General features: G+C 47.2%; 28 protein-coding genes. 2 read left to right on the forward strand and 26 right to left on the reverse strand.

Features of this window, described 5'->3' with window-relative positions; all coding sequences use genetic code 11:
* Positions 1-478: 478 nt before the first annotated feature.
* The 12 genes from aroH to mtrB all read right to left on the reverse strand — a co-directional run bounded on the left by aroH (position 479) and on the right by mtrB (position 10258).
* Positions 479-856 carry a chorismate mutase gene (gene aroH, locus AC3RCI_RS18965; protein WP_492472606.1) on the reverse strand — a complete coding sequence of 126 codons (378 nt, stop codon included), beginning with the start codon at positions 854-856 and terminating at the stop codon, positions 479-481.
* 2 nt (positions 857-858) lie between these two features.
* Complete coding sequence (aroB, locus tag AC3RCI_RS18970) at positions 859-1956, reverse strand: 3-dehydroquinate synthase (protein WP_492472605.1); 1098 nt, start codon at positions 1954-1956, stop codon at positions 859-861.
* Between the two features lies 1 nt (position 1957).
* On the reverse strand, positions 1958-3127 hold the full coding sequence (gene aroC, locus AC3RCI_RS18975) for a chorismate synthase (protein WP_095292861.1): 1170 nt from the start codon (positions 3125-3127) through the stop codon (positions 1958-1960).
* Between the two features lie 248 nt (positions 3128-3375).
* A complete protein-coding gene (locus AC3RCI_RS18980) occupies positions 3376-4167 on the reverse strand; it encodes a CheR family methyltransferase (protein ID WP_153979185.1) in 792 nt (263 codons plus the stop codon).
* Between the two features lie 24 nt (positions 4168-4191).
* Complete coding sequence (gene ndk / locus AC3RCI_RS18985) at positions 4192-4635, reverse strand: nucleoside-diphosphate kinase (RefSeq protein WP_127540275.1); 444 nt, start codon at positions 4633-4635, stop codon at positions 4192-4194.
* Between the two features lie 157 nt (positions 4636-4792).
* The gene (locus AC3RCI_RS18990; protein ID WP_127540273.1) at positions 4793-5767 is read right to left on the reverse strand and encodes a polyprenyl synthetase family protein; all 975 of its coding nucleotides are present in this window, start codon (positions 5765-5767) and stop codon (positions 4793-4795) included.
* A 328-nt stretch (positions 5768-6095) separates the two neighbouring features.
* Positions 6096-6713 carry a UbiX family flavin prenyltransferase gene (locus tag AC3RCI_RS18995; RefSeq protein WP_336780737.1) on the reverse strand — a complete coding sequence of 206 codons (618 nt, stop codon included), beginning with the start codon at positions 6711-6713 and terminating at the stop codon, positions 6096-6098.
* Positions 6714-6715: 2 nt separating this feature from the next.
* Positions 6716-7582, reverse strand: a complete 867-nt coding sequence (locus tag AC3RCI_RS19000) for a UbiA-like polyprenyltransferase (protein WP_492526003.1) — start codon at positions 7580-7582, stop codon at positions 6716-6718.
* Positions 7575-8303: a demethylmenaquinone methyltransferase gene (locus AC3RCI_RS19005; RefSeq protein WP_095292874.1), complete on the reverse strand. Its 729-nt coding sequence runs from the start codon at positions 8301-8303 to the stop codon at positions 7575-7577. Before AC3RCI_RS19005 ends, AC3RCI_RS19000 begins: the two co-directional genes overlap by 8 nt.
* An 11-nt stretch (positions 8304-8314) precedes the next feature.
* Entirely contained in the window at positions 8315-9178 is an 864-nt protein-coding gene (locus AC3RCI_RS19010) for a heptaprenyl diphosphate synthase component 1 (protein WP_492526005.1), read from the reverse strand.
* Between the two features lie 101 nt (positions 9179-9279).
* Positions 9280-9831: a hypothetical protein gene (locus tag AC3RCI_RS19015; protein WP_153979189.1), complete on the reverse strand. Its 552-nt coding sequence runs from the start codon at positions 9829-9831 to the stop codon at positions 9280-9282.
* Positions 9832-10036: 205 nt separating this feature from the next.
* On the reverse strand, positions 10037-10258 hold the full coding sequence (mtrB, locus tag AC3RCI_RS19020) for a trp RNA-binding attenuation protein MtrB (RefSeq protein ID WP_095292880.1): 222 nt from the start codon (positions 10256-10258) through the stop codon (positions 10037-10039).
* Between the two features lie 149 nt (positions 10259-10407).
* On the opposite strand from mtrB, the gene AC3RCI_RS19025 reads away from it, so the two are divergent.
* On the forward strand, positions 10408-10569 hold the full coding sequence (locus AC3RCI_RS19025) for a hypothetical protein (RefSeq protein ID WP_336780735.1): 162 nt from the start codon (positions 10408-10410) through the stop codon (positions 10567-10569).
* A 66-nt stretch (positions 10570-10635) separates the two neighbouring features.
* Here AC3RCI_RS19025 and AC3RCI_RS19030 read toward each other — a convergent pair whose 3' ends face one another.
* The 5 genes from AC3RCI_RS19030 to spoIVA form a co-directional block, all read right to left on the reverse strand.
* Entirely contained in the window at positions 10636-10908 is a 273-nt protein-coding gene (locus AC3RCI_RS19030) for an HU family DNA-binding protein (RefSeq protein WP_024630670.1), read from the reverse strand.
* A 218-nt stretch (positions 10909-11126) separates the two neighbouring features.
* A complete protein-coding gene (locus AC3RCI_RS19035) occupies positions 11127-12113 on the reverse strand; it encodes an ABC transporter permease (protein ID WP_095292881.1) in 987 nt (328 codons plus the stop codon).
* Complete coding sequence (locus AC3RCI_RS19040; RefSeq protein ID WP_492529949.1) at positions 12110-13627, reverse strand: sugar ABC transporter ATP-binding protein; 1518 nt, start codon at positions 13625-13627, stop codon at positions 12110-12112. The genes AC3RCI_RS19035 and AC3RCI_RS19040 overlap by 4 nt, the downstream gene beginning before the upstream one ends.
* 112 nt (positions 13628-13739) lie before the next feature.
* Positions 13740-14837 carry a sugar ABC transporter substrate-binding protein gene (locus AC3RCI_RS19045; RefSeq protein ID WP_095292884.1) on the reverse strand — a complete coding sequence of 366 codons (1098 nt, stop codon included), beginning with the start codon at positions 14835-14837 and terminating at the stop codon, positions 13740-13742.
* A gap of 224 nt (positions 14838-15061) precedes the next feature.
* On the reverse strand, positions 15062-16540 hold the full coding sequence (gene spoIVA / locus AC3RCI_RS19050) for a stage IV sporulation protein A (protein WP_127540262.1): 1479 nt from the start codon (positions 16538-16540) through the stop codon (positions 15062-15064).
* A 458-nt stretch (positions 16541-16998) separates the two neighbouring features.
* Between spoIVA and AC3RCI_RS19055 the strand changes: the two genes are divergently transcribed.
* The gene (locus tag AC3RCI_RS19055) at positions 16999-17388 is read left to right on the forward strand and encodes a tautomerase family protein (RefSeq protein ID WP_492526007.1); all 390 of its coding nucleotides are present in this window, start codon (positions 16999-17001) and stop codon (positions 17386-17388) included.
* A gap of 105 nt (positions 17389-17493) precedes the next feature.
* Here AC3RCI_RS19055 and AC3RCI_RS19060 read toward each other — a convergent pair whose 3' ends face one another.
* The 9 genes from AC3RCI_RS19060 to rpsA form a co-directional block, all read right to left on the reverse strand.
* Positions 17494-18270 carry a YphF family lipoprotein gene (locus tag AC3RCI_RS19060; RefSeq protein WP_492472600.1) on the reverse strand — a complete coding sequence of 259 codons (777 nt, stop codon included), beginning with the start codon at positions 18268-18270 and terminating at the stop codon, positions 17494-17496.
* A gap of 70 nt (positions 18271-18340) precedes the next feature.
* Positions 18341-18694 (reverse strand): 2Fe-2S iron-sulfur cluster-binding protein, encoded by a 354-nt coding sequence (locus AC3RCI_RS19065; protein ID WP_153979195.1) that lies wholly within the window; start codon positions 18692-18694, stop codon positions 18341-18343.
* Positions 18695-18710: 16 nt separating this feature from the next.
* Positions 18711-19358 (reverse strand): hypothetical protein, encoded by a 648-nt coding sequence (locus tag AC3RCI_RS19070; RefSeq protein ID WP_336780731.1) that lies wholly within the window; start codon positions 19356-19358, stop codon positions 18711-18713.
* A 56-nt stretch (positions 19359-19414) separates the two neighbouring features.
* On the reverse strand, positions 19415-19594 hold the full coding sequence (locus AC3RCI_RS19075) for a DUF2768 family protein (protein ID WP_095292896.1): 180 nt from the start codon (positions 19592-19594) through the stop codon (positions 19415-19417).
* A 173-nt stretch (positions 19595-19767) separates the two neighbouring features.
* Positions 19768-20043 carry a stage VI sporulation protein F gene (locus AC3RCI_RS19080; protein WP_056696692.1) on the reverse strand — a complete coding sequence of 92 codons (276 nt, stop codon included), beginning with the start codon at positions 20041-20043 and terminating at the stop codon, positions 19768-19770.
* A 100-nt stretch (positions 20044-20143) separates the two neighbouring features.
* Positions 20144-21184, reverse strand: coding sequence for an NAD(P)H-dependent glycerol-3-phosphate dehydrogenase (locus AC3RCI_RS19085; protein ID WP_336780730.1), 1041 nt, complete (start codon positions 21182-21184; stop codon positions 20144-20146).
* Positions 21177-21800 carry a glycerol-3-phosphate 1-O-acyltransferase PlsY gene (plsY, locus tag AC3RCI_RS19090; RefSeq protein ID WP_127540253.1) on the reverse strand — a complete coding sequence of 208 codons (624 nt, stop codon included), beginning with the start codon at positions 21798-21800 and terminating at the stop codon, positions 21177-21179. The genes AC3RCI_RS19085 and plsY overlap by 8 nt, the downstream gene beginning before the upstream one ends.
* A gap of 11 nt (positions 21801-21811) precedes the next feature.
* Positions 21812-23134, reverse strand: coding sequence for a ribosome biogenesis GTPase Der (der, locus tag AC3RCI_RS19095; protein WP_095292901.1), 1323 nt, complete (start codon positions 23132-23134; stop codon positions 21812-21814).
* Between the two features lie 183 nt (positions 23135-23317).
* Positions 23318-24532, reverse strand: coding sequence for a 30S ribosomal protein S1 (gene rpsA, locus AC3RCI_RS19100; protein ID WP_095292903.1), 1215 nt, complete (start codon positions 24530-24532; stop codon positions 23318-23320).

A 24532-nucleotide genomic window follows, 5' to 3' on the forward strand; every position in this document is an offset into this window, starting at 1 on the left:
TGTATATAACAAAAAAACCTCTACCATCAGGTAGAGGTTCTGGGTTTATAAGCTGTAATTAACAGTTTGGTGCTTCATAAATAACAAGTCCCTATACTTCCATGCTGGATCACAGACCAGTCTCATGAATGAACGTTCTACATCCACCAACCTGCACGTCTTGAATATGGATTCACTAACTCTTCCTGCTTGCACGATTCCATCACAGAAACAAAATGGGATCTCAGCAAACAAAAATGAGCTTATACCAAAACAAAACGGTGTCACTGGACACGTTTCACAATATGAGGTTCCTGTTCCTATCAATCCTGTAGCACGACGTACCGCGAATCAGTTGGCCGACCTTGTTACTCCGGCTACCACCCGCTGGACTCTGCTATATACTCCACTATCTCAGCTGCTCTCAGCTCAACTCATACTCTACTCAACTGGTTCTCACTATACAGCATTCAGAATGGTTTGACAACCACTCTATTTCTTATGAATTTGAAGGTGCAGCCAAATCAGGCCGCAGGGATTGTGCACCATTCAGGTACACATGATTGATTTCATGTTGTTCTTTGGTTGTGTTCACATGCACCATGAAACGAATGCATTGCGGCAGGGCACCCTTAACGGGTACTTCCAGTGCGCACATCAAAGGTACCAATTCCCAGCCTTCCAGTTGACGAATGGCCTTCGCTGGAAAGGCAGCATCCAAATCACCCGTCATCGTAATCCAGACGCTGCAGATATCTTCCGGTTTAATATCGTTGCGGTCCACAATCTCCTGCAGCAATACCGCTGTTTCCTTCAAAATCTGTTCTTCGTTGTTTTGCGTGACTGTTGTAGCCCCGCGAATTCCACGTGTTACCATCGTTATTCTGCTCCCTTCTTAAGCAATTCAATGACATCCCGAACTGCCGATACGGGCACGTCTTTTACAATTCGCGCTGCTCCAATCCGATCCGGAATAATGAAAACCATATGTCCTTCACGGAATTTCTTGTCATGCATCATGGCATCCATCAACGCATCCGTTTCCAGATGTTTCGGCATAGTGACTGGTAATCGCAGGGAACGAAGCATCCGCACCGTATCGTCATATAGACCTGCAGGTGCACCAAGCTTCTCGCCCAGCAAAGCCGATCCGGCCATCCCGATAGAAATAGCTTCTCCATGCAAAAACTCCCCGTATCCAGCTATCGCTTCAATTGCGTGACCAATGGTATGGCCCAAATTTAAAAGTGCACGCTCGCCGTTTTCCCGCTCATCACGGGACACAATTTCAGCCTTGATGCCGCATCCGCGTTCCAGTCCGTATCCGAGTGCTTCCGGATCAAGCGCGAGCAACGCTTCGGCATGCTCTTCACACCAATGTGCAAACGCTTCGTCGCGAATCAGTCCGTGCTTCAGCATTTCCGATAGTCCGGCTGAAACATCACGCGGCGGCAAGGATTGAAGTGTATCCACATCATAGAGCACAAGCTCAGGCTGATGGAATGCACCAATCATATTTTTGGCCAGCGGATGGTTGACGGCTACTTTACCACCAACACTGCTGTCATGTGCGAGAATTGTTGTAGGTACTTGTACAAACTTGATTCCACGCATATATGTAGCTGCCACGAATCCAGCCAGATCTCCCACAACGCCTCCGCCTAACGCAATAATAGCGGAACTACGATCCAGTTTACCCTCAATGGCAGCTGTCATCATGTCTTGATAAACCGATAGGGATTTGGAGGTCTCTCCCGAAGGAACCACTGCCGAGACGACTGTATAGTCAGCCGCTCGGAGGGTCTGTTCAAGACCAGCCAAATACTTGGGAGCCACATTCTCATCTGTAATAATGAGCAGCGGACTTTTCTTGGTCAATCCATATTGTTCAAAGAAACGAGGCGCCTCAGTGAGCAGACCACTGCCAATCAGAATGGGATATGAGCGTTCCTCCAACTGAACTGTCAGCTGACGCATATTAATAGCTCTCCAATTGAGCATTATAGTTGTTGTAGTTCGCGCGAATTTCCTCCATGGAATCCCCACCGAACTTCTCAAGGAATGCCTTGGCAATCTCCCATGCCACCACATGTTCCATAACTACGCTTGCTGCTGGAACGGCACAAGCATCTGACCGTTCGACTTGGGCAGTGAAGGCTTCTTTGGTATCAATATCAACACTTTGAAGTGGTTTGTAGAGTGTGGGAATAGGTTTCATAACCCCACGAACCACGACCGGCATTCCGTTGGTCATGCCGCCTTCAAATCCACCCAAACGATTGGTTGCCCGGTGGTAACCACGTTCCTCCGTGTGAAGAATTTCATCATGTACCTGGGAGCCACGTATCGTTCCTGCTTCGAATCCGATACCGATTTCCACACCTTTAAAGGCATTAATGGACATGACACCTTGTGCAATCCGTGCATCCAGTTTGCGATCATACTGCACATGGCTTCCGAGACCGACAGGCACACCTTCAACAATGCATTCCACGATTCCTCCGATGGAGTCGCCTTCCTGCTTGATTTGATCAATGTAGGCTTCCATCTTCTTCTCCGTCTCTGCATCCGTTACTCGAACCGAGGAAGCTTCGGTTACTTCAATCAGCTCATCGATAGGCAGGTCTTGGTAAGGTGCTTCGATCTCTCCGATACGCAGTACACGCCCCGCTACCTTAATGCCAAACTCAGCCAGAAATTGACGAGCGATCGCTCCACAAGCTACACGTACCGTTGTTTCACGTGCACTGGAGCGCTCTAGAACGTTGCGCAGATCTTTCAGGTTATATTTGAGTCCGCCGTTCAGATCCGCATGTCCAGGACGAGGGCGATGAACGCGGCGTTTCTCTTCATCACTGCCTTCAATAGGCTCAATATTCATAATGTTCTGCCAGTGTTTCCAGTCATTATTTTGAACGACCAAAGCTACCGGAGCTCCAGTTGTATATCCGTGACGGATGCCACCCACAAAATTGGCCTGATCTTTCTCAATCTGCATCCGGCGACCACGGCCATATCCTTTTTGTCTACGGTGGAGCTGGAAGTTCAGTTCCTCAAAATCAATATTCAGATTGCTTGGCAATCCTTCGATAATTGCGGTCAATTGGGGTCCGTGCGTTTCCCCTGCGGTTAAATAACGTAAACTCATAATACGTTCCCCCTTTAAACTGTTAAACTGCACATTGCTAAAATCCCATAATTTCTTTGCTCATTATAGTATAGCTGACCCGCTTTGACAAGAAAGCCCGTCGTTTCCTACCCAAAAACGAAATTTTGGTCAGCTTGTGCTGGGACAATTCGGAGCTGAAATTACACTCATTTTATCCGGGAATACAAATAACCGTCTGGACACATGTTCGTGTGTAATCCAGACGGTCACCAATCCGTTAACCTTATTTATTTTTTGCGATAGAAGAACGTTTCCGCTGTCTCCAGACCGTATTGTCCAGGGGAGAAGATCTGTTCTGTGCTGCCTACGAATAGAATGCCGCCTGGCCGTAAACTTGCTGCAAATTTATGATACAACAGATTTTTGGCTTCCTCGGTAAAATAGATCATTACATTTCGGCACACAATCAGATCATACCCATCATCAAACGGGTCCAGCAGCAAATTCTGCTTCATAAACTTGATTGAGCTTTTGAGCTTGTCATCGATTCGGTAAACCAACCCGTCCTGTTTAAAATAACGACTGGCTGTCTCTTTGGGGACATCCTTGAGCGAACGCTCCATATAACGCCCTTCCTTGGCTTTGGCCAGTGCGCCTTCGTCCAAATCACTCGCCGTAATGGAACTGTCCTTAAGAATGCCCATCGTATCCAAAATCATGGCAAGTGTATAGGGCTCTTCGCCAGTTGAACAAGCTGCACTCCATACCTTTACCCGGCGCTTTGGACCAATCAATTCAGGAAGGATCTCGTCACGGAGCACTTCCCAGCGGTTAGGATTTCGCCAAAATTCCGAAACGTTAATCGTCATCCGATCGAGAAATTCGTAAAACAGCGACTTATCCTTCTGCATGGCATCAAAAAAATTAGAAAATGTATGAAACCCGTTTTTGTTTCGAAGTGTGGTCAGCCGTCTTTTCATCTGGCCTTCCTTGTATTGAGCAAGATCAATGCCTGTGCTCTCTTTGATTTTCCGAATAAAACCGGCATAATCCGGGTCTAGTTGTTCCTGCTCCAGCATCGTATCACCCTTCTGGCTAATAAATTACAACCAGGCTGCGATGCTCTTGTCGTACGTCACCAATTCATCTGAAGTAAAGAAGTTTGCTGCTTCACGAGTGGCAGACTCCGGGGAATCAGCTCCATGAATCAGGTTATGCGGTGTGTGGCTCGCAAAGTCTCCGCGGATCGTACCGGGAGCCGCTTCCTTTACATTGGTTTTGCCAATAACGATCCGCGCAAGTGCCACAATGTCATCACCTTCCCAGACCATCGCAAATACAGGCCCGGATGTGATAAACTGCACCAGATCATCAAAAAACGGCTTTCCTTCATGTTCCGCATAATGGCGCTTTGCCTGATCCTCTGTCATCTGAACCAGTTTCCCAGCCACCATTTTAAACCCCTTGTCTTCCAGACGGCTAACGATACGCCCAATCAAACCACGCTGCACACCATCCGGCTTTACCATCAAAAATGTACGATCCATACGCTCACTCCTCACTCACGGTTCAAAGTTAGTTCATTATGTAGACGCAATCACTTTGATTGTAACATACATGTCCAATTCCTCCCAATGAGGAATATCACATCTATGTCTTTGGAGTAAACCCGAGCAATAAGCAGCATGATCATATCACTGCACTTTAATGAGTCCGCTTGACAACAAAATGTGCAATATCGCGCAAATTTTTGCTTGTCTTGATATTAGGCAGCTGTTCCAGAGCATCGAGCGCTTTCTTCATATATCGGTCAGCCAGTGCTTCAGCTTTAGCGATTCCTTGACTTTGGCGAATCATTCCAATCGCATCCGAGGCACTTGCCCGTCCGTCTTCACGCTGAACACGCGAAATCTCGTTAAGCAGCGGCTCACGAAGATCACGCTCCTGTAGAGCGTATAGAACTGGCAGCGTAATATTGCCCTGTTTCATATCACTACCCGGAGGCTTGCCCAGCTGTTTCTCTGTTCCCACCAGATCAAGTACATCATCCTGAATCTGGAAGGCCATGCCCACATTATATCCGTAAGTATACAGGAGCGAGGAAACATGTTTTGGTGCACGTGTAGCCAGAGCTCCAAGCTGGCAGCTGACCGCTATCAGCAGCGCCGTTTTGCGACGGATCCGCAGCAAGTAATTGCGAACACTCTGTCCTGTATTGAAAAAGTCACGAATCTGCTCCATCTCACCGATGGACATCTGCACCATGGCCTTCGCCAGAATACGATGGATGTCCGGATCGGACAGGCCAGCTGTCATCTGAAGTGCTTTTCCATAGATATAATCACCGGTGTACATGGCAATACGGTTATCCCATTTGGACTTTACCGTAGGTTTGCCTCTCCGTGTCTCCGCATTATCAATCACATCGTCATGTACCAGCGAAGCGGAATGAATCAATTCCAGCGGTACCGCAATCAACTTCAGGCGTTCAATGTCATATGTACCATATTTACCGCCGAGCAGTACAAATACTGGACGCAAACGCTTCCCGCCGGCTTTAAGCAGATGTAGTGAAGTTTCACTTAGCAGTTTCTGATCTCCCTGCACACTGCGATACAATTCTTTTTCAATGTAATCCATGTCTTTTTTTAACAACCCGAAAATATCCAATAGTTTCATTCGTTCACCCGTGTCAGCGTATTATCAGTCCAAAAATCCATGCTTACCTTCCCCTCCAGCAAGTCGGGCCTGCAGGTATAACGAAAAACCAGGGCTTACCGTTCCTGCTTGTGTTCTACTAAGTCGTACTTACTTCATCGAATGTCAAGGCTGACATCCGGGAATTAAACTCTTCGACTTGTTCTGAAACAAATCCAGAAGTTGCCGGAGCATGGGTCAAGGCTGTGGTTTCACAGAAACTCTACCATCAGCGCTCACCAATACCCCGGGATACCGGGGCGAGCAGGTCGTATCCTGCATAAAGTTCAAACCGTTATAGAAAAAACGGCTAGCCCCGTTGATCCGGTTCTCCCCATCTTGCGAACAGTTGATGCTGAATGCGCAAACTATCCAGCACTTTACCTACCAAAAACAAAATCAACTCTTCCATCGTCTGAGGTTTGTGATAAAAAGCCGGCATGGCCGGAATCATTCGAACACCCAAGCGAGAGAGCTTGAGCATATTCTCCAAATGGATCGCATGCAGTGGAGTCTCCCGTGGTACCAGAATTAGTGGCCTTGCCTCCTTCATCATGACATCCGCAGCACGAGACATCAGATTATCTGACGCCCCCTGTGCGATGGAGGAAAGTGTGCCCATGGAGCATGGCATGATGATCATGCCATCAGCCAGGTAAGATCCGCTTGCAATCGAAGCCCCTATATCACTAACAGGATGATAAACCAGCGAACCGCCGAGGCCGCCGAATTTCTCTTCCAGCACACCTTCACGATTCGTGACATCCCAATCCACTTCTTCTTTTAAAACCCGCCAGCCGGCATTAGAAATCACCAGATGAACCGTGAAATCCAGGCCGAGCAGCGTTTCAATAAGTCTTATGCCATAAATACTTCCGCTGGCTCCGGTAATTCCGACAACAAGTCGTTTATTGTCCAGCTGCTGCATGTTTATTTCACCGCCAGGTCTATCAAAGTAAAGGTAAATACGACCAGACTCAAAACACTATTCATGGTAAAGAAAGCCGTCTGTACACGACTCATATCGTTAGGCGATACAATATAGTGCTCATAGAAAAGAATACCATATGTAATCAGCATGCCTGCACCATACCACCAGCTCAGATCCGTCATCAACAGAAGCGCCAAAAATCCGATGGCTGTAATAATGTGAAAGAACTTAGCAATATTCAACGATTTAATAAGTCCGAAACGGGAAGGAATGGAATGAAGCCCCTCTTCCTGGTCGAACTCCAAGTCCTGACATGCATAAATAATATCAAAGCCTGCTGTCCAGAACACAATCGTAACGTACAGCACAATGGCTGTCCAATCCATGGACCCCGTAACAGCTACCCAGCCTCCAAGTGGAGCAAGGCCAATAGTCATTCCTAGTACAACATGGCAGAGCCATGTGAATCGTTTGGTGTATGAATACAATACCAGCATAAACACTGCGATTGGAAGTAATTGCATGGATAACACATTAAGATTGGATGAAGCCCAGAATAACAGTACAAACGAGACAATAATAAAGATAACAACCTCGCCATTTTTGAGCAGGCCCGCTGGGATGGCACGCATAGCCGTCCGCGGATTTTTGCCGTCGATCGCTTGGTCAATCATCCGGTTAAGTCCAAATGCCGCACTGCGTGCACCAACCATGGCCAGCAGCACCCACATAATCTGCATCCACGTTGGGAACGCTCCGTTCACGACCATAGACCCGAGAATGGCACCCATAAATGCAAAAGGTAAAGCAAAAAGCGTATGTTCAATCTTGATCATTTCTAAAAAGATGCGAATTTTCCTAAACATGCTGATTCTCCTTGGTTCCAATATGCAATGCCGCGATGCCTCCGGTCAGAGGATAGGCCTGCACTTGCTTCAATCCGGTTTCTTCAAAAATGGTAGCCAGTTCCTTCCTTCCCGGAAATAATGCCAATGAATCAGGCAGCCACTTATACTGCTCATAACGTTTGGCGAACAATTTGGCAAGTCTCGGCAGTACTTGTTCAAAATAAAAATAATAAATACCTTTAAACGGTTGCCATGTCGGCTTGGACAATTCCAGGCACACAACCATACCACCTGGTTTCACTACACGTTTCATTTCCGATAAAACCTGTCTCAGATCAGGAACATTACGAAGGCCAAATCCAATGGTAACATAATCAAATGAATTATCTTCAAAAGGAAGTGACATGGCATTCCCCTGAACAAGCGTAATCTGCTTTTGTCTGTTTACGGCATTAACCTTGTTCTGCCCGACTTCAAGCATGTTGCTGCTAAAGTCCAGTCCATGCATGTGACCTGTTTCACTTGCCTCTGCCATCGCCAGCGTCCAGTCACACGTACCGCAGCATAGATCTAAGCCTGTATCCCCTTTGGACATGTTCATTTTCTTCATTGTGAATTTGCGCCAAGCTTTATGCCTGCGGAAACTCAGGATGTCATTCATGACATCATATTTTCCGGCTATACTCTGAAACACCGAATGGACAAACTCTTCTTTTGGTTTCGACTCTGCGCTCCCCATTTGTCTCCCCCTCAATCTTCCCTTACTGCTGCGTGTGAAGGCTCCAGATAACCCAAATAGGTTTCCAAGATGGCATACAGCTCAGCTAATCCCCGCTGGTCTTGTTCTTCCTGAAGCAATTGCTTTATGCGGTTTGTACTTTCACGAAGCCTGTCCAGCAGAAGCCCATCAATTTGATACTTCACTGCCATGGCCCCACATGCCCGCATATCTGGCTCCGGCTGGACAATCAGGTTCCGCTCATCGGCTGTACCTTGCTTGTATATATGCCAGAAAGCATAGCTATGGCTGAATTTCTTCGCGTCATTCATTCGCTGCAGCTCTTCCACAACGGTCTCGCACAAGCTGAATTCGGCAAGAAGACTCTCCCATAGCTTCTGTTCCTTTGATTCGATCATGTCCGCAAAAGAAAGAAACAGCTGCATCTTCAGCTGTACCGTTTCACGCAAGTATTCTTCAGCCGAAACGAGAAGCTTTTTCATCCGATCATACAGCGTCATCTTGCGCACGTTGACTTCAGATACGGCGCCACTGAGTTTGCCGATCATCTCAATACGACCCGCATGGGCAAGCAGCTGATAAAAGCGACTGCTCAAGTAATCACCAGCAAGAACGTTCAACTGGCGTGAGCGCATATCCTGCTCTTTCCGATCCCCGGAGATCGTATCAATTCGATCATGCGTATCCATGGCCAGCTGGACGAGCGAGGTAGCCAGAGCATACAACTCATCATGCTCCTTTTCATCTGTACGGCCCACAAACGCCTGCAGCAGACGAGCCCGGCTATCCGGAAACGGTGGTATTTCCGTATGTTGTCGAATCATGTCGTAATCCGTATATTTTTTTGCTAGTTGGGGTACGCGATATGAATTCATTCTCAGCCTCCGAGCCTTTGCATTGTTAAACCATTTCTGCACTACAATCTTATATATTATAGCATATGTTGAACAGACACGCACTGAATCCTGCTATTCTATTACCCTTCGTTCAACAATTCGAATTGCTTCTTCCACAGATCGGTCTCCATGATGTGAAACCATTCTTTTATTTCACCGGATAGGACGGGGCTTTTCCAATTTCGAAGTGCTTCGATTGCATCTGTTGGCCACTCATTTCTTCGTATATCTGCAGCAAGCAGCAGATGCCTTTTGTGCAGCCACTCATCTTCTGCCATGACACGAAGCAGTATTTGCTCTACGTTATCAAGACCGTGAAATCCAAGCTCGGCCACTGTTGCCATATTATCATAGATTTCGGTGTAACTTGTTCCGGTACCTGTCACCTTCAGATCCAGTTTCAAAATGGACTGCTTCCACTCCACTTTTGCAATCGGTGTAGTCAAATGCATGGAGCTCAGCACGTCCACCAAATTCTCGTCAGACAGTTCCAGCTTTTGCTCAGCTGCAGATACCGGCTGTACCCGCTCTCCGCCCAATGTTCGCATATGTAAGGTTTGCACAGCAACCAACAGGAAAACTGCTGCAACCGTTGCCAGCAGCGAAGCCGTCACGATCATCCGCGGTTTCATAAACGCCTCCCTGCCTTTACATGTTAGTGTAGTCTGTCCGGTAAAGGCTCATACCTCATTGTACAATGAAAAAAAGCAGGCTATGCCTGCAATTTTTCGTTCATACCCAAAGTATCGGCTCTACCCCAATCCACTTCGTGAACAGGCAGGAGATTTCCGTAAAACGACGCTTAGCTCTGATGCAACAGACTCTTAACTCGTCTTTTTATTCTGATTCTATTTGGCCATGCTTTGTAATCATGGTAGCCTTGCCGCGGATTTTGATCGCGGAAGTATGATTCGTAAACTGGGCAATCATGACTTCACCTTTGTCCAGCTTCTCGGTATGATGAAAACGCGTGTCCTGTCCTCGCGTCAAACCGATGACCTGAACTCCGTTTTCCTCTGCCTTAATGACAATGTAATCACTGCCGGTTGGATGGTCCATTACGTAGCGTCCCCTCTCCTAATTGTTCAATAGCGTTAATGATGATTAAGATTGATTCATTTGTCAACTGAGTTTTGCTTGTTAAGCTGCAATAATCTATGGGAACCGGGTCATACTACAGTATACATTCCATAGAAAGGAGCCTCTGCATGAAGTACACCCCTGCAACCTTGACAGACGAGCACATTCATCAGCTACAGGACATTGAACAGCACCTTTCGGAATCAGCAGGAGAAGATCTGATATTGATCGCTTATAGCAAGCAACCGGACGACCCTGAGGACACAAAAAACAGCGAGGCATATCGTTAGAAGACAAAAGAAAAGGCCGTGAACGAGTCACGGTCCTTTCTTTGACATATGGAATATGTAGAAATCTTATTTAATTCCGTCTTTGAGCGCTTTACCTGGTTTGAATGCAGGAATTTTGCTCGCAGGAATTTCGATTTCTTCACCTGTTTGCGGGTTACGCCCTTTGCGTGCAGAACGCTCGCGAACTTCGAAGTTCCCAAAACCAACCAATTGTACTTTGTCTCCGCTTTGAAGAGCCTCAGAGATTGCTTCGAATACGGCATCAACCGCTTTCGTTACATCCTTTTTGGACAATTCAGTCGCTTCGGACACGTGTGTAATCAAGTCTGATTTGTTCATTTGTTTTCACCTCCTGAATCAATGTCCTGAATGTTATACTGTGTTTCCGTTTTAAAGCGAAATATACGTTCATACGCAAAAAATCTACGTACATCTTGAGCGTGATGAACACAATTATCCGCCTGCGGTCAACAGTCATTTCCGGCAGAATGCCGCCTGAAACCAAGCGCGTTTCAGACGCGGAACAAATTTTATACTAATACAGACAGCACACAATTTCAAGTGCGGTTGCGGTTTAGCACGTAAAATGTCACCGCCAGGGCAAGCACGAGGACGCCACCTTTTACAATGTCATGAGTAAAATACTGAACATTCATCATGGTTAAACCGTTCACCAGTACCCCTATCAGAACTGAACCAATGAAGGTTCCGATAACATTTGGTTTCCCCGCACCGAAGACAGAGAACCCTACAAACACAGCTGCTACGGATTCCATTAACAACGGAGATCCTGCATCAATCTGTCCTGATCCCACTTTGGAGGCGTAAATAATGCCCCCTATTGCAGCAAACACGCCAGCAGCCACATAAGCAAGCGTACGCACCTTTTTCACCTTGATTCCGGACAAGCGCGCCGCCTCTTCATTGCCTCCAGTAACGTACATCTGGCGTCCGTATTTCGTATACGTCAAAAAGATATGAACACCAATGACTGCAACGAGCAGGAGGATAACCGATATAGGCATGCCGAGCCATTTTCCTTGACCAATCAGCAAGAACGTAGGATCCATCTCTCCGGCTGCCTTGCTGCCATCAGGAAATTGCATATGATTATAAATGGTGTACCCTTGCGCGTAAGTTTTGTGAATACCTCCAATGATGTACATGGTCGCCAGCGTGGCGAGCAGATCAGGAATGCGCAGTTTTACAATCAGCAAAGCATTCAGGAGGCCAATGACTGCACCGATCACGAGCGGAACAATAATGACAACGGCGAGCGGCTGCTGATACCAGATCATTAACGATGCCGTTACAACGGTCGTCAATGAGACGGTAGCCCCAACCGAGAGATCGAAACCGTCCACAATGAGAGATAACGTTACACCGATGGCAACAAAAGTCACAATCGATATCGATCCCAGAATGTCAGTCAGATTACTGTAAGTAAAAAAATAAGGCAACTTGATGCCAAAAAAAGCAATAACTCCGATAATAACAATAATCGCCCCGTAACGGAACGCAAAATCCATAGATTTGTCCTTCATACCTGCACCTCTTGTCCACCGCTTGCGTAGTATAGCAGCTGTTCTTGGTTGGTCTCGCCACGCTTGAATTCTTTTACGATTTTCCCTTCACACATCACTGCAATGCGGTCTCCTATACCGAGCCCCTCGTCCAGCTCACATGTGAAATAGATGACCGCCTTGCCTGCCAAAGCCAGCTCGTTAATGATACGGAAGATGTCACTTTTGGCTCCAATATCCACGCCCTTGGTAGGTTCATCAAATATAAAGACATCAGCGTCTGCATTCAGCCATTTGCCAATAGCTACTTTCTGCTGGTTACCTCCGCTCAGATACTTCACTTCCTGACGTACCGAAGATGTTTTAATGCCAAGCTGTTGAACCAGGGATTCCGCGTTCTCCCGCTCCTTTTTGCGACTCACGAATCCGAATGTACTAAGACGTCCGAGCAAGGGCAGGCTCAAATTTCGTTCCACATTTTCCTGAATGAGAATCCCCTGCTTGCGACGTTCCTCGGGTACGGAAACAATGCCTGAAGCTGCAGCATCCGCCGGCTGTGAGAAGCGAAGCGGTTTATCGTGTAAACGAATATCCCCTTTCTCCAGCTGGTCTGCTCCAATCAGAAGACGGGAGCATTCCGTTTTGCCCGCACCGACCAGACCGACAACAGCCAGAACCTCACCACGGTGTACAGACAACTCAACCCCCTTCACCTTGATCCCCCGGTGCAGTCCACGTGCTTCAAAGATTACCTCGCCTATAGGTGCTTCCGTCTTCGGAAATTCCTCTTCGAATGGCTTGCCCAGCATTTGTGTGACCAGATCATTGACAGTTAGTCCACGCGCCTCACCCGTAAATACATGCTGCCCGTCTCTCATGACGGTCACTCGATCACAATGCCCAGTCACCTCAGCAAGCCGGTGGGTTATAAAAATGCAAGCTACTCCCCGTTCTTTTAACAAATGAACAATCCGGAAAAAGGCATCGGTTTCTTCCTGGCTCAGCGGAGCAGTCGGTTCATCAAATATAATCACCTTGGCATCCTGAATCAGGATGCGTGCCAGCAGGATCATCTGTTTCTCTGCAAGGGTAAGGTCTGCTACCTTTTTCTGAACTGCAATGTCTGCTCCCAATTCTGTGAGTGCCTCAAGAGCACGCTGCTGGAGCTTACGCGGGCTTTTCCACCATCCACCAACTGGAGAAGCCAGCTGGTCCAGCATAATGTTCTCTGCAGCCGTCAGCTGCGGTACCAGTGCAGCGTCAACCTCCTGATAGACACAGTGAATTCCGTTTGCCTTAGCGTCCCCCGGTGAATTTAGACGTAAATGCTGATCATTTAAACGAATCTGGCCCTGATCCAGTTGATAGGCACCCGACAGAATTTTCATCAAAGTACTTTTCCCTGCTCCATTGGCGCCAAGCAGTGCATGAATCTCTCCACCTTTTACAGAGAAATCAACGTCTTTCAGCGCAGGAACGCCGGCAAACTGCTTATGAATATGTTCCATTTGAAGCAAAATCGGTGCTGTTGTCATCATGTAGACCTCCAATCCCTCCTCCAGGGAGTCATGCTATCCTACAATTCTTTTGTTTTACATACCTGCCTGCGAAAAAAGCGCACCTTCCGGCGCGCCTTCTAACGCTGCTTTATTTAGCAGTGATTCCGTATTCCGCCATCCAATCCTTGATGCCCTGTGTACTTCCTCCCCAACCCTCAACATATTGGGACAATTCGGAAGTAGAGATTTGTGTCTCAGGCAGTGCTTCGCGTTGAACATAAACCGGATTAAGGACCACCTGATCTTCAGTCTCATCACCATTCAGTTTCTGATAAGCGTAACGTACCTGAACACGTCCAATGTCTGTCGGGTCTACCGCTGCGGAAGCAACCCAAGGATTTTTCGGATCCTGAATCATTTGCAAATCCTCATCACTCATATCGATGCCGTAAACTTTAATTTCGTCACGACCCGCTTGCTGGATTGCACGTGCAGCACCTTTGGCAAACTCATCCCACGCAGCCCACACGGCTGTGATTTCGCCTTTCGGGTATTGTTTCAGAATCGCTTCCATCTTGGCTTGTGTATCCAGAGCAGGGTTTTGCGCTGAGCCAAATGTGGCAATCTCCTTGATGTCCGTATTCTCCTTCATGAATTCGCCGTAAGCAATCTGGCGGCGTTCCATAGGAGCGAATCCGGCCACCCATACTTTCACGATATTCCCCTGGCCGTTAATATCCTTTTTCATTTGTTCCAGTGTAAGTTCCGCCATCTTCTGGTCATCCTGAGACAGTACGGTTGCCCCTGGTACTTGGATGGCTGCATCGAAGACTACTACCGGAATGTTTTGTTCTACTGCTTTTTTCACACCCGGTTCCAGAAGCGAGTCCCCGTGATCCGTCAAGATTGCATCGAACTTCTGGTTAATTGCGCTGTCCAGCAAAGAAACCATTTTGGCTTTATCATTATCAGCAACAAACGTAGTTAGCTCACCGCCGAATTTCTCAATTTCCTCTTTTACGCCTTGTACATACTGCTGTGAGAAGGTGCCCGTGTTAAATTCCATGATTAGGGCAATTCGTTTACCACTAAGCGGGCCCGTCACTGCCTCCGTCTTGGGCTTGTCCTCTGATGCTCCGGAAGCTGGAGCTGCTGCTGGTTCTTTTTTGATCCCGCAAGCGGACAGTGCCAATGTAAATACAAGCAGAACACTTAACCATACCCATTTTGTATCTTTCTTTTTCATCTCTGTCTCCCCCTATTCGTGCACTCTCAGTGACCTTGATCACAATAGTTGAATATTAATATAACGGCTAATCCCCAGTATGTAAATGGGTTTTAACAATTTAAAGCTAAAACTCGCTAAGTTTTTCTTGTAGCATGTAGTATACATCCAGTAGTACCGTTTATAGGAAATTAAAATCATACAGCAAAAAGACCACAAGGATGGCCTTGTGGTCGTCTTTTGTCTTACAGAATGATGGCAATCAAGCCGCCTGAACCTTCGTTGATGATACGTCCCAATGTCTCCTGCAATTTGTATCTTGCATTGTCCGGCATCATGGCGATCTTGCCCTGAATCCCTTCGCGCACGATGGAATGCAGTGAGCGACCAAACATGTCTGAATCCCACACCTTGATTGGGTCGTTCTCGAAGTCCTGCATCAGGTACCTCACCAGTTCCTCACTTTGCTTCTCCGTACCGATAATCGGTGCGAACTCGGACTCGACATCGACCCGGATCATGTGAATGGATGGTGCAGTTGCTTTCAAACGCACACCGAACTTGGTGCCTTGGCGAATAAGCTCGGGTTCATCCAGTGCCATCTCAGCAAGCGAAGGTGCCGCAATGCCGTATCCGGTCGTTTTGACCATCTCCAAGGCTTCAGCGAAGCGATCATATTCCCGTTTGGCATGAGAGAATTCCTGCATCAGCTGCAGCAGATGATCCTTGCCTCTGATTTCAATGCCGACCACTTCCACGAGGATCTGATCGTATAATTCATCAGGTGCGTACAGATCAATTTCGGCCACACCCTGGCCCATGTTCATGCCGCTGAGTCCTGCGCGGTCAATGAACTCATACTCCATGAACTGGGATACAACCCGGTCCACGTCACGCAGTCTACGAATGTCCTTCACCGTGTCGCGCACGGAATTTTCGTAGTTGTTACGCAGCCAGTGGGTTTCATTCAGGACCATAACCCAGCTCGGCAGATTCACATTCACCTCATGAACAGGGAACTCATACAGGACTTCACGCAGCACGCCTGTCACATCATCTTCCGTCATGGTGGCCGCGCTTAATGTCATTACCGGAATATCATATTTAGCTGCCAATTCGCTTCGCAATTGAAGAGCCTCTTCACTGCGAGGACGGGTAGAGTTGATGATCAGTACGAACGGTTTGCCAACCTCTTTCAGTTCGGCAATGACTCGTTCTTCGGATTCCACGTAGGAACTACGGGCGATCTCGGCAATGGTGCCGTCTGTGGTAACCACCACACCCAATGTGGAATGCTCCTGAATGACTTTTCGCGTGCCAATCTCCGCTGCTTCCTGGAACGGGATCGGCTCTTCGAACCACGGCGTGGAGATCATGCGTGGACCATTTTCATCCTCATAGCCCTTCGCACCCTCCACAGCGTACCCTACACAATCCACCAAACGTACATTAACATCGAGCCCTTCAGCCACTTTGATCTGGACTGCGTTATTCGGTACGAATTTCGGCTCGGTGGTCATAATCGTTTTGCCTGCTGCACTCTGTGGAAGTTCATCCACTGCACGGGCACGATCAGCCTCGCTTGCGATGTTTGGCAGTACGATCGTTTCCATGAATCGTTTAATAAATGTTGATTTCCCCGTCCGGACTGCGCCGACAACCCCGAGATAGATATCCCCTCCGGTCCGCTCAGCTATGTCCTTAAAAATGTCCACTTTCTCCAATGAAATCCCCTCCCTAAATTACTCCGAAGGAAAAATGCTAAAGAGCATCCGCTTCGTTTTTTCAATCAGAAGACTGAAATCCCTGCAACGGTAGAGCCGCCTTTGTGAGTGCCCGGAAGTCGTCCGCCGCCGAACGTTGCATTCTGATGAAACCGGCGAAAGCGGCGTTAACTCGTACATGCAATTGGACTAGTATCATCTTATGTATCCGTATGCAGCAATATGACGCGTTTTTTTGTTTTTTTCTCAGGTCTTCAGCTCAGGGAAGTCGCCCCGCTCTCGGACTGCGCGTCATTATTTCAATCTACTTTATGAACACCTGGTCGCATTTATGCTGGTTTCATTCATTTCTATTTGGGGTATCGTACACTTGGAGTTAGAGGTATACTGTGAAGAAAACATGGTTTTAGAGCCGAGCTGAGTTAGATTGAAAACGAGATGAGAAAGGTGAGATGAGCATGGCACAGATTAAAGTTTTCGGTATACGTGAGCAGTTAAATCCAATGAAAGAACAGCTTGCTATCGTAATTCATTCCGTTCTGATGGATGTGCTGGGACTGCCTGAGAACAAAAAATTCCAACGTTACTTCCTCATGGATTCGGAGAACTTTCAGTACCCGCCAGATCGATCAGCAGCATACACCATTGTTGAAATCAGCATGTTCGAAGGAAGATCTATGGAAACAAAGAAAGATTTAATCCAGCAGTTATATAAACAAATACATGAAAAACTCCAGTTGCCTTTCCATGATTTGGAGATTACTATTTTCGAGACACCACGTGCACACTGGGGCATTCGTGGAATGTCCGGCGATGAACTTATGTTGAATTACAAGGTTGAGGTCTAACGTATTATCTGATCTGGTTCTTTGAAGCTCCTGAGAACGTAATGCAACAATAAAATAGAAGAGATACTCCTTAATAAGGAGTATCTCTTTTTTGGTGCATTTCATCTATGGTTTTTCTTGTGCCACTGGGGCATTATTCTGCCACGTATAACTAACCGATTTTACAGGAACGAAATGGGAGTGCTCCAGCAAATACTCGCGCACATCATCCCCCTCCACAGGAGAACGATCCGATTTTTCTACCGCCTGCATGATATCGAAGGCATAATCTACGTACACATTGCCTTCACCGTCCATGATAAATGGTAACTCCTGACCGGAATATACACTGTTCAGTGTAACCTCTGGAGCACCTGCCTGAGCAGCTTGTTTCATATCTACAGCATACAGACCGGTATACAATTCCTCTCCGACAGGCAGTTTGCCGTTATGTACTGATTTATACTGGTTAACCATGCGCTGTACATCATTGACCTTCTGTACCGTCTGCAAGTCCATTACTTTTACAGTGGGTGCTACCTCTTCATTTTGAATAAGGAAGTAAGCGCTCCCACCACTTTCAAAGGCAGTACCCGGAATCTCGTCCAGATAACCTTGCTGTTTCAGCTTCGGCAGATCCACTCTGAATTTTTCATATTTTGGTGTATCCATATCCGCATTAATCATGGGCAGAATCCCCTGATCCTTCTGAAATGCCTCTACAGCACTCTGTATCCGGTTCACACTCTCCCTGTATGCAATTTTGGGATCATCGTTACCCTGGGTTGGATACATGCAGCCACTTACTATAGCAAGCATTAAAATCAAGAGAAGGCAGCGGACTCCCTGAATCCCGTACCTCTGCCCTAAACTGATGAAGAGTCTATCTTTGTTTTCGCTCATCCGCATCCTCCTTGAATCTGAAGAGACCAACGGGACAACCCATTCCAATTGAGCTCCATTCAGGTAAGTTTCAGAACCAATCGTCATTCTCCTGCTGCTGGCGTTCCAACTGCTTACGTATCGCAGCTTTGAGTGGATCCTCCGGAACATGAACAGACACTGATCCCCTCACCTTGGCCTGACAAGCAAGACGAGTTCCTGCTTCCAGCAGGGAACCCAGTTTCCGTTGTTCAGCATCTGTAGGGGGGTGCAGCGCCTGCAGCTGATCACCATCTACTTTGACCTTGCACATTAGACAAGCGGCTTTTCCATCGCAACGGGTTGGAATCTTCACTCCTGCACGGCGTGCGGCACTGAGCAGGTTCACTCCCGCTTTTAGGCGAATGCTCTTATTTTGCGGTAAAAATGTAATCGTGTGCTCCATCCTCTTGCCTCCCCAGCTATGAAGTCCATGTAAAACCAACCAACTCTTCTACCTCAGCGGAGAATCGGCTTGTCCACACATTATGCTTACCCAATGAAGCCAGTAAGGACTGATGAAGCTGTGGATCTTTCCGGATTGCTTCGGCAATAGCCTCATAACGGTCAGCTCGACCTCTCAGCAGATTAAAAAGCAGCTCATGAGCAAGGGGCATCAATCTTAACGTGTAAGAACCAATTTGAGCCTGAGGCGCATGATGAATCAGCAGTTGTTCAATCTCAACCCGGTACCAGCTCTGCCTGGACCATACTTCAAAGCCACCTACGAGTTCAAGCGAACACTCTCCGACTTGATAATGACTCAGCAATGAAGCGTATGGCCCTGTTCGATCTATCAACGGTTTATCCAGGGCAATTCCTGGGGCAGCATGATGCAGCCCATGTGCAGCAGCCAGATCGGCGTACACATCAATATCTCTGGGAGCCTGCTGCAACTCGACCTGCTGCAGCAGCAGTCCACAGCTCCCCCCAAGAAGCCAAGTATAAGGTACTGTATTCCAGGTTTTTGCCGTTTCCAGCAACGCAGCGTGCAATTCCGGATAGCGCTCTGTAAGGCCCTCTGTTCCATGCGGTCCCAACCGGCTCACCTTCCCTTCATCCGTTTTCATTGTGTCAGTTCTCTGGTGTACATATGCGGATGTTAAAGCTGCACGCAAGAATAAGATCAAGTGAGCGATGCAATTCCGCCGAAAAAACCAATCAGCATAATCAGAAACGCGATTAATGACAGGATCCCTCGCACAAAGCCTTTGGTTTTGGCTCTCGCGAAGGTGATCAGGAATACAGACAATCCCATTATCAGAATTGCAACCAATGACAGCCACATCTTGTCCATTGCGCTCATAATCCAGCAGTCTCCCCTTCAATCTGTTATTCATCACTGACACGGTGACAATTGAAATTATTATAACACGAAATTCAGAGGACTTTTCCAAAAAAAAGACAAAAAGAAAGCCAGCCTTAGCTGACTCATCTTTTTGTCTTGCTTACCCACGTTGCAGAAGCAAAAACGATCTATTATTTTTTCATCATCATCTTCATTAATGATTCCATGCTGTTTGGATTCAGTCCACTTTTTTTGACCGCACTTACAATATCCTGAACCGTATCTTCAGATACCGGAACTTTCGCCATGGCGGATACTTGTTTAATCAATTGGCGAAGCTGAGCTTCATTTTGCATGGTGGACGGTTTTACTGTGCTCGCCAATTTCTTGACAGCACCTTCTGTAATTGTTTTGCCCGTCTTTTTATTGATCGCTTTCAGTGCATCCTTAGAAATGTTGTTACCCATTCGTCTCCCCTCCTCCGGCAATACTCATGTGTATAGTATGAGTGTAGCGATGAAAAGGTGAATGAGCTTCTTTATTTCTGGTGAGTAAAGCAATGGAGAATCAGGAGTGCCACTGTTCCCATGTTTCCAGTTTCATAACTTCCATTTCGGTCTTGGGATCTCTGCCCATAAGTGCCTCAACCGCATCACGCGGCTCACGATCCTGAAAGAGAACATGGTATAGTTGATCCGCAATCGGCATCTGCACTCCGTATTTCTGGGAGATAAAATAGGCTGCTTTTGTCGTACGAATTCCTTCTACGACCATTCCCATGGAATTCAGTACATCCTCCAGCTTTTGTCCTTGTCCCAGCATGGAACCGGCCCGCCAGTTCCGGCTATGTTGGCTTGTCGCGGTAACGACCAAATCACCGATTCCTGCGAGGCCCGCAAACGTAAGCGGGTTTGCTCCCATCTCCACGCCAATCCGGGTGATCTCTGCCAATCCACGAGTCAATAGAGCGGCTTTTGCATTATCTCCGAAGTCCAGGCCATCCGACATCCCTGCACCAAGTGCGATAATATTTTTGAAGGCACCTGCCAGCTCCACGCCAAGCATATCCCGATTCGTATACACACGGAAATAGGCATTCATGAATAATGCCTGAGCAGCATCTGCTGCGGCTTTGTCGAGTGAAGCCACAACCACTGTTGTAGGACAGCGTTTGACCACTTCCTCCGCATGACTCGGACCCGAAAGTACAACGATATGTCCTTCTTCGCATTCAAGTTCCTCAGAGATCACCGTCGACATCCGTTTGAGGCTTTCCGTTTCAAATCCCTTGGTTGCATGGATTATTAACATGTCTGACGTATAATACGCCTTGAATTGGTTGACTACCGAACGCATGGCTGAGGAAGGCGCAACAATCAAAACGGCCGATGCCCCTTGAACGGCATCCCCCATATTAGTCGTTGCCTGAATGCGAGGTGATAACTCTGCACCAGGTAGAAAACGACTGTTCCGATGCTGGTTGTTAATTTCGGCGGCCTGCTCTTCACCACGTGTCCACATCGTCACTTCCAGCCCATTGGCGGCCAGCACACTTGCGAGAGCGGTCCCCCAACTGCCTGCGACCAGGACGGCAACTTTTTTAGACAACGCGTTTTCCACCCCCAGGTTTATTAGCTCCTAATTTATTTTCCTGTCCTCTGGCGAGCTTCGCAATGTTGGTGCGATGTCTCCAAAAAGCAAACAGACAAATAATCAGACTTCCCCAGAATAGATTCATGGAATATCCCGGGAACACTAGGATGAAGATTGGTGTTAATGCTACAAAAATAAGAGAACCCAGTGAAACGTAACGTGTCAAAACGATGGACAGGATTGCAAAAATTCCGGCAGAAACTGCAGGAACGAATGCAAGAGTGGCGAGTACGCCAATTGCTGTTGCAATTCCTTTTCCCCCACGGAATCGGAAGTAGAGCGGCCAGTTATGTCCTGCAATCGCTGCTATACCGCAAATTGCAGGAATCCACTCGGAGCCGTTACTGAGCCACACTCCGATCCATACAGCTGCAATACCTTTAAGGACATCCAACAGCAGCACAAGAATAGCCGGTCCTTTACCCAATATTCGCAATGTATTGGTAGCGCCTGCGTTTCCGCTGCCATGCTGACGAATGTCGATCCCCCGTATTGCCTTTGCAAGGAGGACACTAAAGCTGATTGAACCGAGCAGATAGCTCAGTACAATCGCTGCGATTGGTAAGATCACAAACTTCTCCCCTAACCTTCGTCGGACTTCCTCCGAGTAAATATGCGAATTGGCGTACCTTCAAAATCAAACGCTCCGCGGATTTTATTCTCCAGGTAACGCTCATAAGAGAAGTGCATCAATTCCGGATCGTTTACAAAAATAACCATGGTCGGCGGTTTGACAGCAACCTGTGTAACGTAGTTAATCCGCATTCTGCGTCCTTTGTCTGTAGGCGGTGGATTAATAGCCACGGCATCAGATACAACATCATTAAGCAAATGCGTCTGAACACGCATAGCATGCTGCTGGGCTACACGAGTTACCACAGGAAGCAATTTTTGTAAGCGTTGTTTTGTTTTGGCTGACAAAAAGACTACGGGAGCATAAGTCATAAACAGGAAGTGATCCCGAATTTTTTTCTCAAACTCATTCATCGTTTTATCTGTTTTATCCACCACGTCCCATTTATTCACAACGAACAGGGAAGCTTTACCGGCTTCAAATGCATAACCTGCAATGTGCTTGTCCTGTTCAATGATGCCTTCCTCGCCGTTTATAACGACCAAAACAACATCAGCACGTTCGATGGCACGCATAGCACGCATAACACTGTATTTCTCGGTAGTTTCATACACTTTACCACGTTTACGCATACCTGCTGTATCAATCAGCACGTAACGCTGCCCATCCTTTTCGAACGGGGTATCAATGGCATCACGCGTCGTTCCGGCTACATCGCTTACGATTACGCGTTCCTCACCCAAAATGGCATTCACCAATGAAGATTTACCCACGTTTGGACGTCCGATTAGAGCAACACGGATGACGTCTTCATCGTATGTCTCTTCTTCAAGTTCAGGCAATTTTTCAACGATCGCATCCAGCAAATCACCAATACCCGTACCATGACTCCCGGATACACCGATGGGATCTCCAAATCCAAATCCGTAAAACTCGTAAATGAGCTCACTGCGCCCAATATTATCCACTTTGTTAACGGCTACAACAATGGGCTTGCCTGAGCGGTACAACATCTCTGCGACTTCTTCGTCAGATTGCGTAATTCCTGCTTTTGCATCACACATGAATACAATAACATCCGCTTCTTCAATAGCGAGCTCTGCCTGCATCCGAATTGATTTAAGAATGACATCCTCGCCGTCGATTTCGATACCACCTGTATCGATAATACTGAATGGTTTACCGTTCCATTCACCGATTCCGTAGATCCGGTCACGGGTAATACCCGGCTTGTCTTCCACAATGGCCAGTCTGTCGCCGATAATCCGATTAAAAATAGTGGATTTACCCACGTTCGGTCGCCCGACAATTGCCACAACGGGTCTTGCCATACATTCCACTCCTCCTGTCCATACTTACGTTACTCATCATAGCAAAAAACACATGTCTTGGCTAACCTTTCATGCCAAGAATGCTTACAATAACAACAATCGGCGAACCCGCTGGGGCTCGCCGATCTTGCTTTTATTGTTCAGCAAAATATGCAGTATAACTTAGAACCATGCATGAATAACTTATTTGAATTTGCTGAGTTTGTCACCGAAACGTTCGCCGAGTGTGATGCTCATACCTTGATTGCTCAAGGAAACGTTCGGGTTGTTGATTTCTTCACGCGGAGCGTTGTTTCTAGCAGGTCTTTCAGCTTTTGGCGCTTGGGCAGGAGCTTCTTCTGTTTCTTTGATGCTCAGGCTTACACGTTGCTCAGCAGGATTCATGTCGAGAATCTTAACTTGAACTTCCTGACCTTCTTTCAGCACTTCGTGTGGAGTGCCGATGTGTTTGTGGGAAATTTGTGAAATGTGCACAAGTCCCTCAACACCAGGAGCGATTTCAACAAAAGCTCCGAAATCAACCAGACGTTTAACAACACCTGTTACGATATCACTAGTGTTGAATTTCTCGCCAGCTGTTTCCCATGGTCCTGGTTGAACAGCTTTCATGCTCAGGCTGATTTTGCCTTTTTCAGGGTCAACTTTCAGCACTTTAACGCTGACTTTATCACCTTCGGAAAGGACATCGGATGGTTTGTCCACATGAGTCCAAGCGAGCTCGGAAACGTGAACCAGACCGTCAACTCCGCCTACATCAACGAATGCTCCGAATTGAGTCAAACGTTGTACTGTACCTTCGATAACTTGGCCTTCTTGCAGACCAGCCATAACCTCAGCTTTGTTAGCTTCGAATTCTTGCTCCAGAACGTCTTTTTGGGAAAGGATCACTTTGTTGTTCTCACGATCGATCTCTTTCACTTTAACGCGCAGTGTGCGTCCTTTGTAGTCGCTGAAGTCTTCTACGAAATGGCGCTCAACCATGGAAGCCGGGATAAATCCGCGTACGCCCACGTCTGCTACCAGACCGCCTTTTACCACGTCAGCTACAACAACTTCGAAAACATCTTGGTCTTCAAAGTGCTTTTGCAATTGATCCCAAGCGTTTTCGCTGTCGATTGCACGTTTGGACAGAACGAGTTTTTCTTTCTCGTCGTCGATGCTAAGTACTTTAGCTTCAACTTCTTGTCCAACTTCTACTGCATCAGACGCGCTGTCAACATGCAATGAGGACAGTTCACGAATTGGAATTACACCGTCATATTTATATCCAATGCTCACATAGGCTTGGTTATCTTCCAATTTGACGATGGTTCCTTTTACAGTATCTCCTTTTTTCAAGGAAACGAATTGATCCAACTCATCTTGGGTTGCTTCTTGATTTTTCATTTCTTCCGACAT

The organism is Paenibacillus sp. MT124, from assembly GCF_058792755.1.

Excerpts from the sequence above, each read along its gene's own strand:
- AC3RCI_RS19060 (WP_492472600.1), bottom strand. The coding sequence starts at position 18,270 with ATGAGCGAAAACAAAGATAGACTCTTCATCAGTTTAGGGCAGAGGTAC.
- AC3RCI_RS18980 (WP_153979185.1), bottom strand. The coding sequence starts at position 4,167 with ATGCTGGAGCAGGAACAACTAGACCCGGATTATGCCGGTTTTATTCGG.
- AC3RCI_RS19045 (WP_095292884.1), bottom strand. The coding sequence starts at position 14,837 with ATGAAAAAGAAAGATACAAAATGGGTATGGTTAAGTGTTCTGCTTGTA.
- aroB (WP_492472605.1), bottom strand. The coding sequence starts at position 1,956 with ATGCGTCAGCTGACAGTTCAGTTGGAGGAACGCTCATATCCCATTCTG.
- AC3RCI_RS19025 (WP_336780735.1), top strand. The coding sequence starts at position 10,408 with ATGAAGTACACCCCTGCAACCTTGACAGACGAGCACATTCATCAGCTA.
- mtrB (WP_095292880.1), bottom strand. The coding sequence starts at position 10,258 with ATGGACCATCCAACCGGCAGTGATTACATTGTCATTAAGGCAGAGGAA.
- rpsA (WP_095292903.1), bottom strand. The coding sequence starts at position 24,532 with ATGTCGGAAGAAATGAAAAATCAAGAAGCAACCCAAGATGAGTTGGAT.
- AC3RCI_RS19030 (WP_024630670.1), bottom strand. The coding sequence starts at position 10,908 with ATGAACAAATCAGACTTGATTACACACGTGTCCGAAGCGACTGAATTG.
- AC3RCI_RS19000 (WP_492526003.1), bottom strand. The coding sequence starts at position 7,582 with ATGTTTAGGAAAATTCGCATCTTTTTAGAAATGATCAAGATTGAACAT.
- AC3RCI_RS19080 (WP_056696692.1), bottom strand. The coding sequence starts at position 20,043 with ATGGGTAACAACATTTCTAAGGATGCACTGAAAGCGATCAATAAAAAG.
- AC3RCI_RS19055 (WP_492526007.1), top strand. The coding sequence starts at position 16,999 with ATGGCACAGATTAAAGTTTTCGGTATACGTGAGCAGTTAAATCCAATG.
- AC3RCI_RS19065 (WP_153979195.1), bottom strand. The coding sequence starts at position 18,694 with ATGGAGCACACGATTACATTTTTACCGCAAAATAAGAGCATTCGCCTA.
- AC3RCI_RS18995 (WP_336780737.1), bottom strand. The coding sequence starts at position 6,713 with ATGCAGCAGCTGGACAATAAACGACTTGTTGTCGGAATTACCGGAGCC.
- AC3RCI_RS19075 (WP_095292896.1), bottom strand. The coding sequence starts at position 19,594 with ATGAGCGCAATGGACAAGATGTGGCTGTCATTGGTTGCAATTCTGATA.
- aroH (WP_492472606.1), bottom strand. The coding sequence starts at position 856 with ATGGTAACACGTGGAATTCGCGGGGCTACAACAGTCACGCAAAACAAC.
- AC3RCI_RS19010 (WP_492526005.1), bottom strand. The coding sequence starts at position 9,178 with ATGAATTCATATCGCGTACCCCAACTAGCAAAAAAATATACGGATTAC.
- aroC (WP_095292861.1), bottom strand. The coding sequence starts at position 3,127 with ATGAGTTTACGTTATTTAACCGCAGGGGAAACGCACGGACCCCAATTG.
- AC3RCI_RS19035 (WP_095292881.1), bottom strand. The coding sequence starts at position 12,113 with ATGAAGGACAAATCTATGGATTTTGCGTTCCGTTACGGGGCGATTATT.
- AC3RCI_RS19005 (WP_095292874.1), bottom strand. The coding sequence starts at position 8,303 with ATGGGGAGCGCAGAGTCGAAACCAAAAGAAGAGTTTGTCCATTCGGTG.
- AC3RCI_RS18990 (WP_127540273.1), bottom strand. The coding sequence starts at position 5,767 with ATGAAACTATTGGATATTTTCGGGTTGTTAAAAAAAGACATGGATTAC.
- AC3RCI_RS19015 (WP_153979189.1), bottom strand. The coding sequence starts at position 9,831 with ATGAAACCGCGGATGATCGTGACGGCTTCGCTGCTGGCAACGGTTGCA.
- AC3RCI_RS19040 (WP_492529949.1), bottom strand. The coding sequence starts at position 13,627 with ATGACAACAGCACCGATTTTGCTTCAAATGGAACATATTCATAAGCAG.
- der (WP_095292901.1), bottom strand. The coding sequence starts at position 23,134 with ATGGCAAGACCCGTTGTGGCAATTGTCGGGCGACCGAACGTGGGTAAA.
- ndk (WP_127540275.1), bottom strand. The coding sequence starts at position 4,635 with ATGGATCGTACATTTTTGATGGTAAAGCCGGATGGTGTGCAGCGTGGT.
- AC3RCI_RS19070 (WP_336780731.1), bottom strand. The coding sequence starts at position 19,358 with ATGAAAACGGATGAAGGGAAGGTGAGCCGGTTGGGACCGCATGGAACA.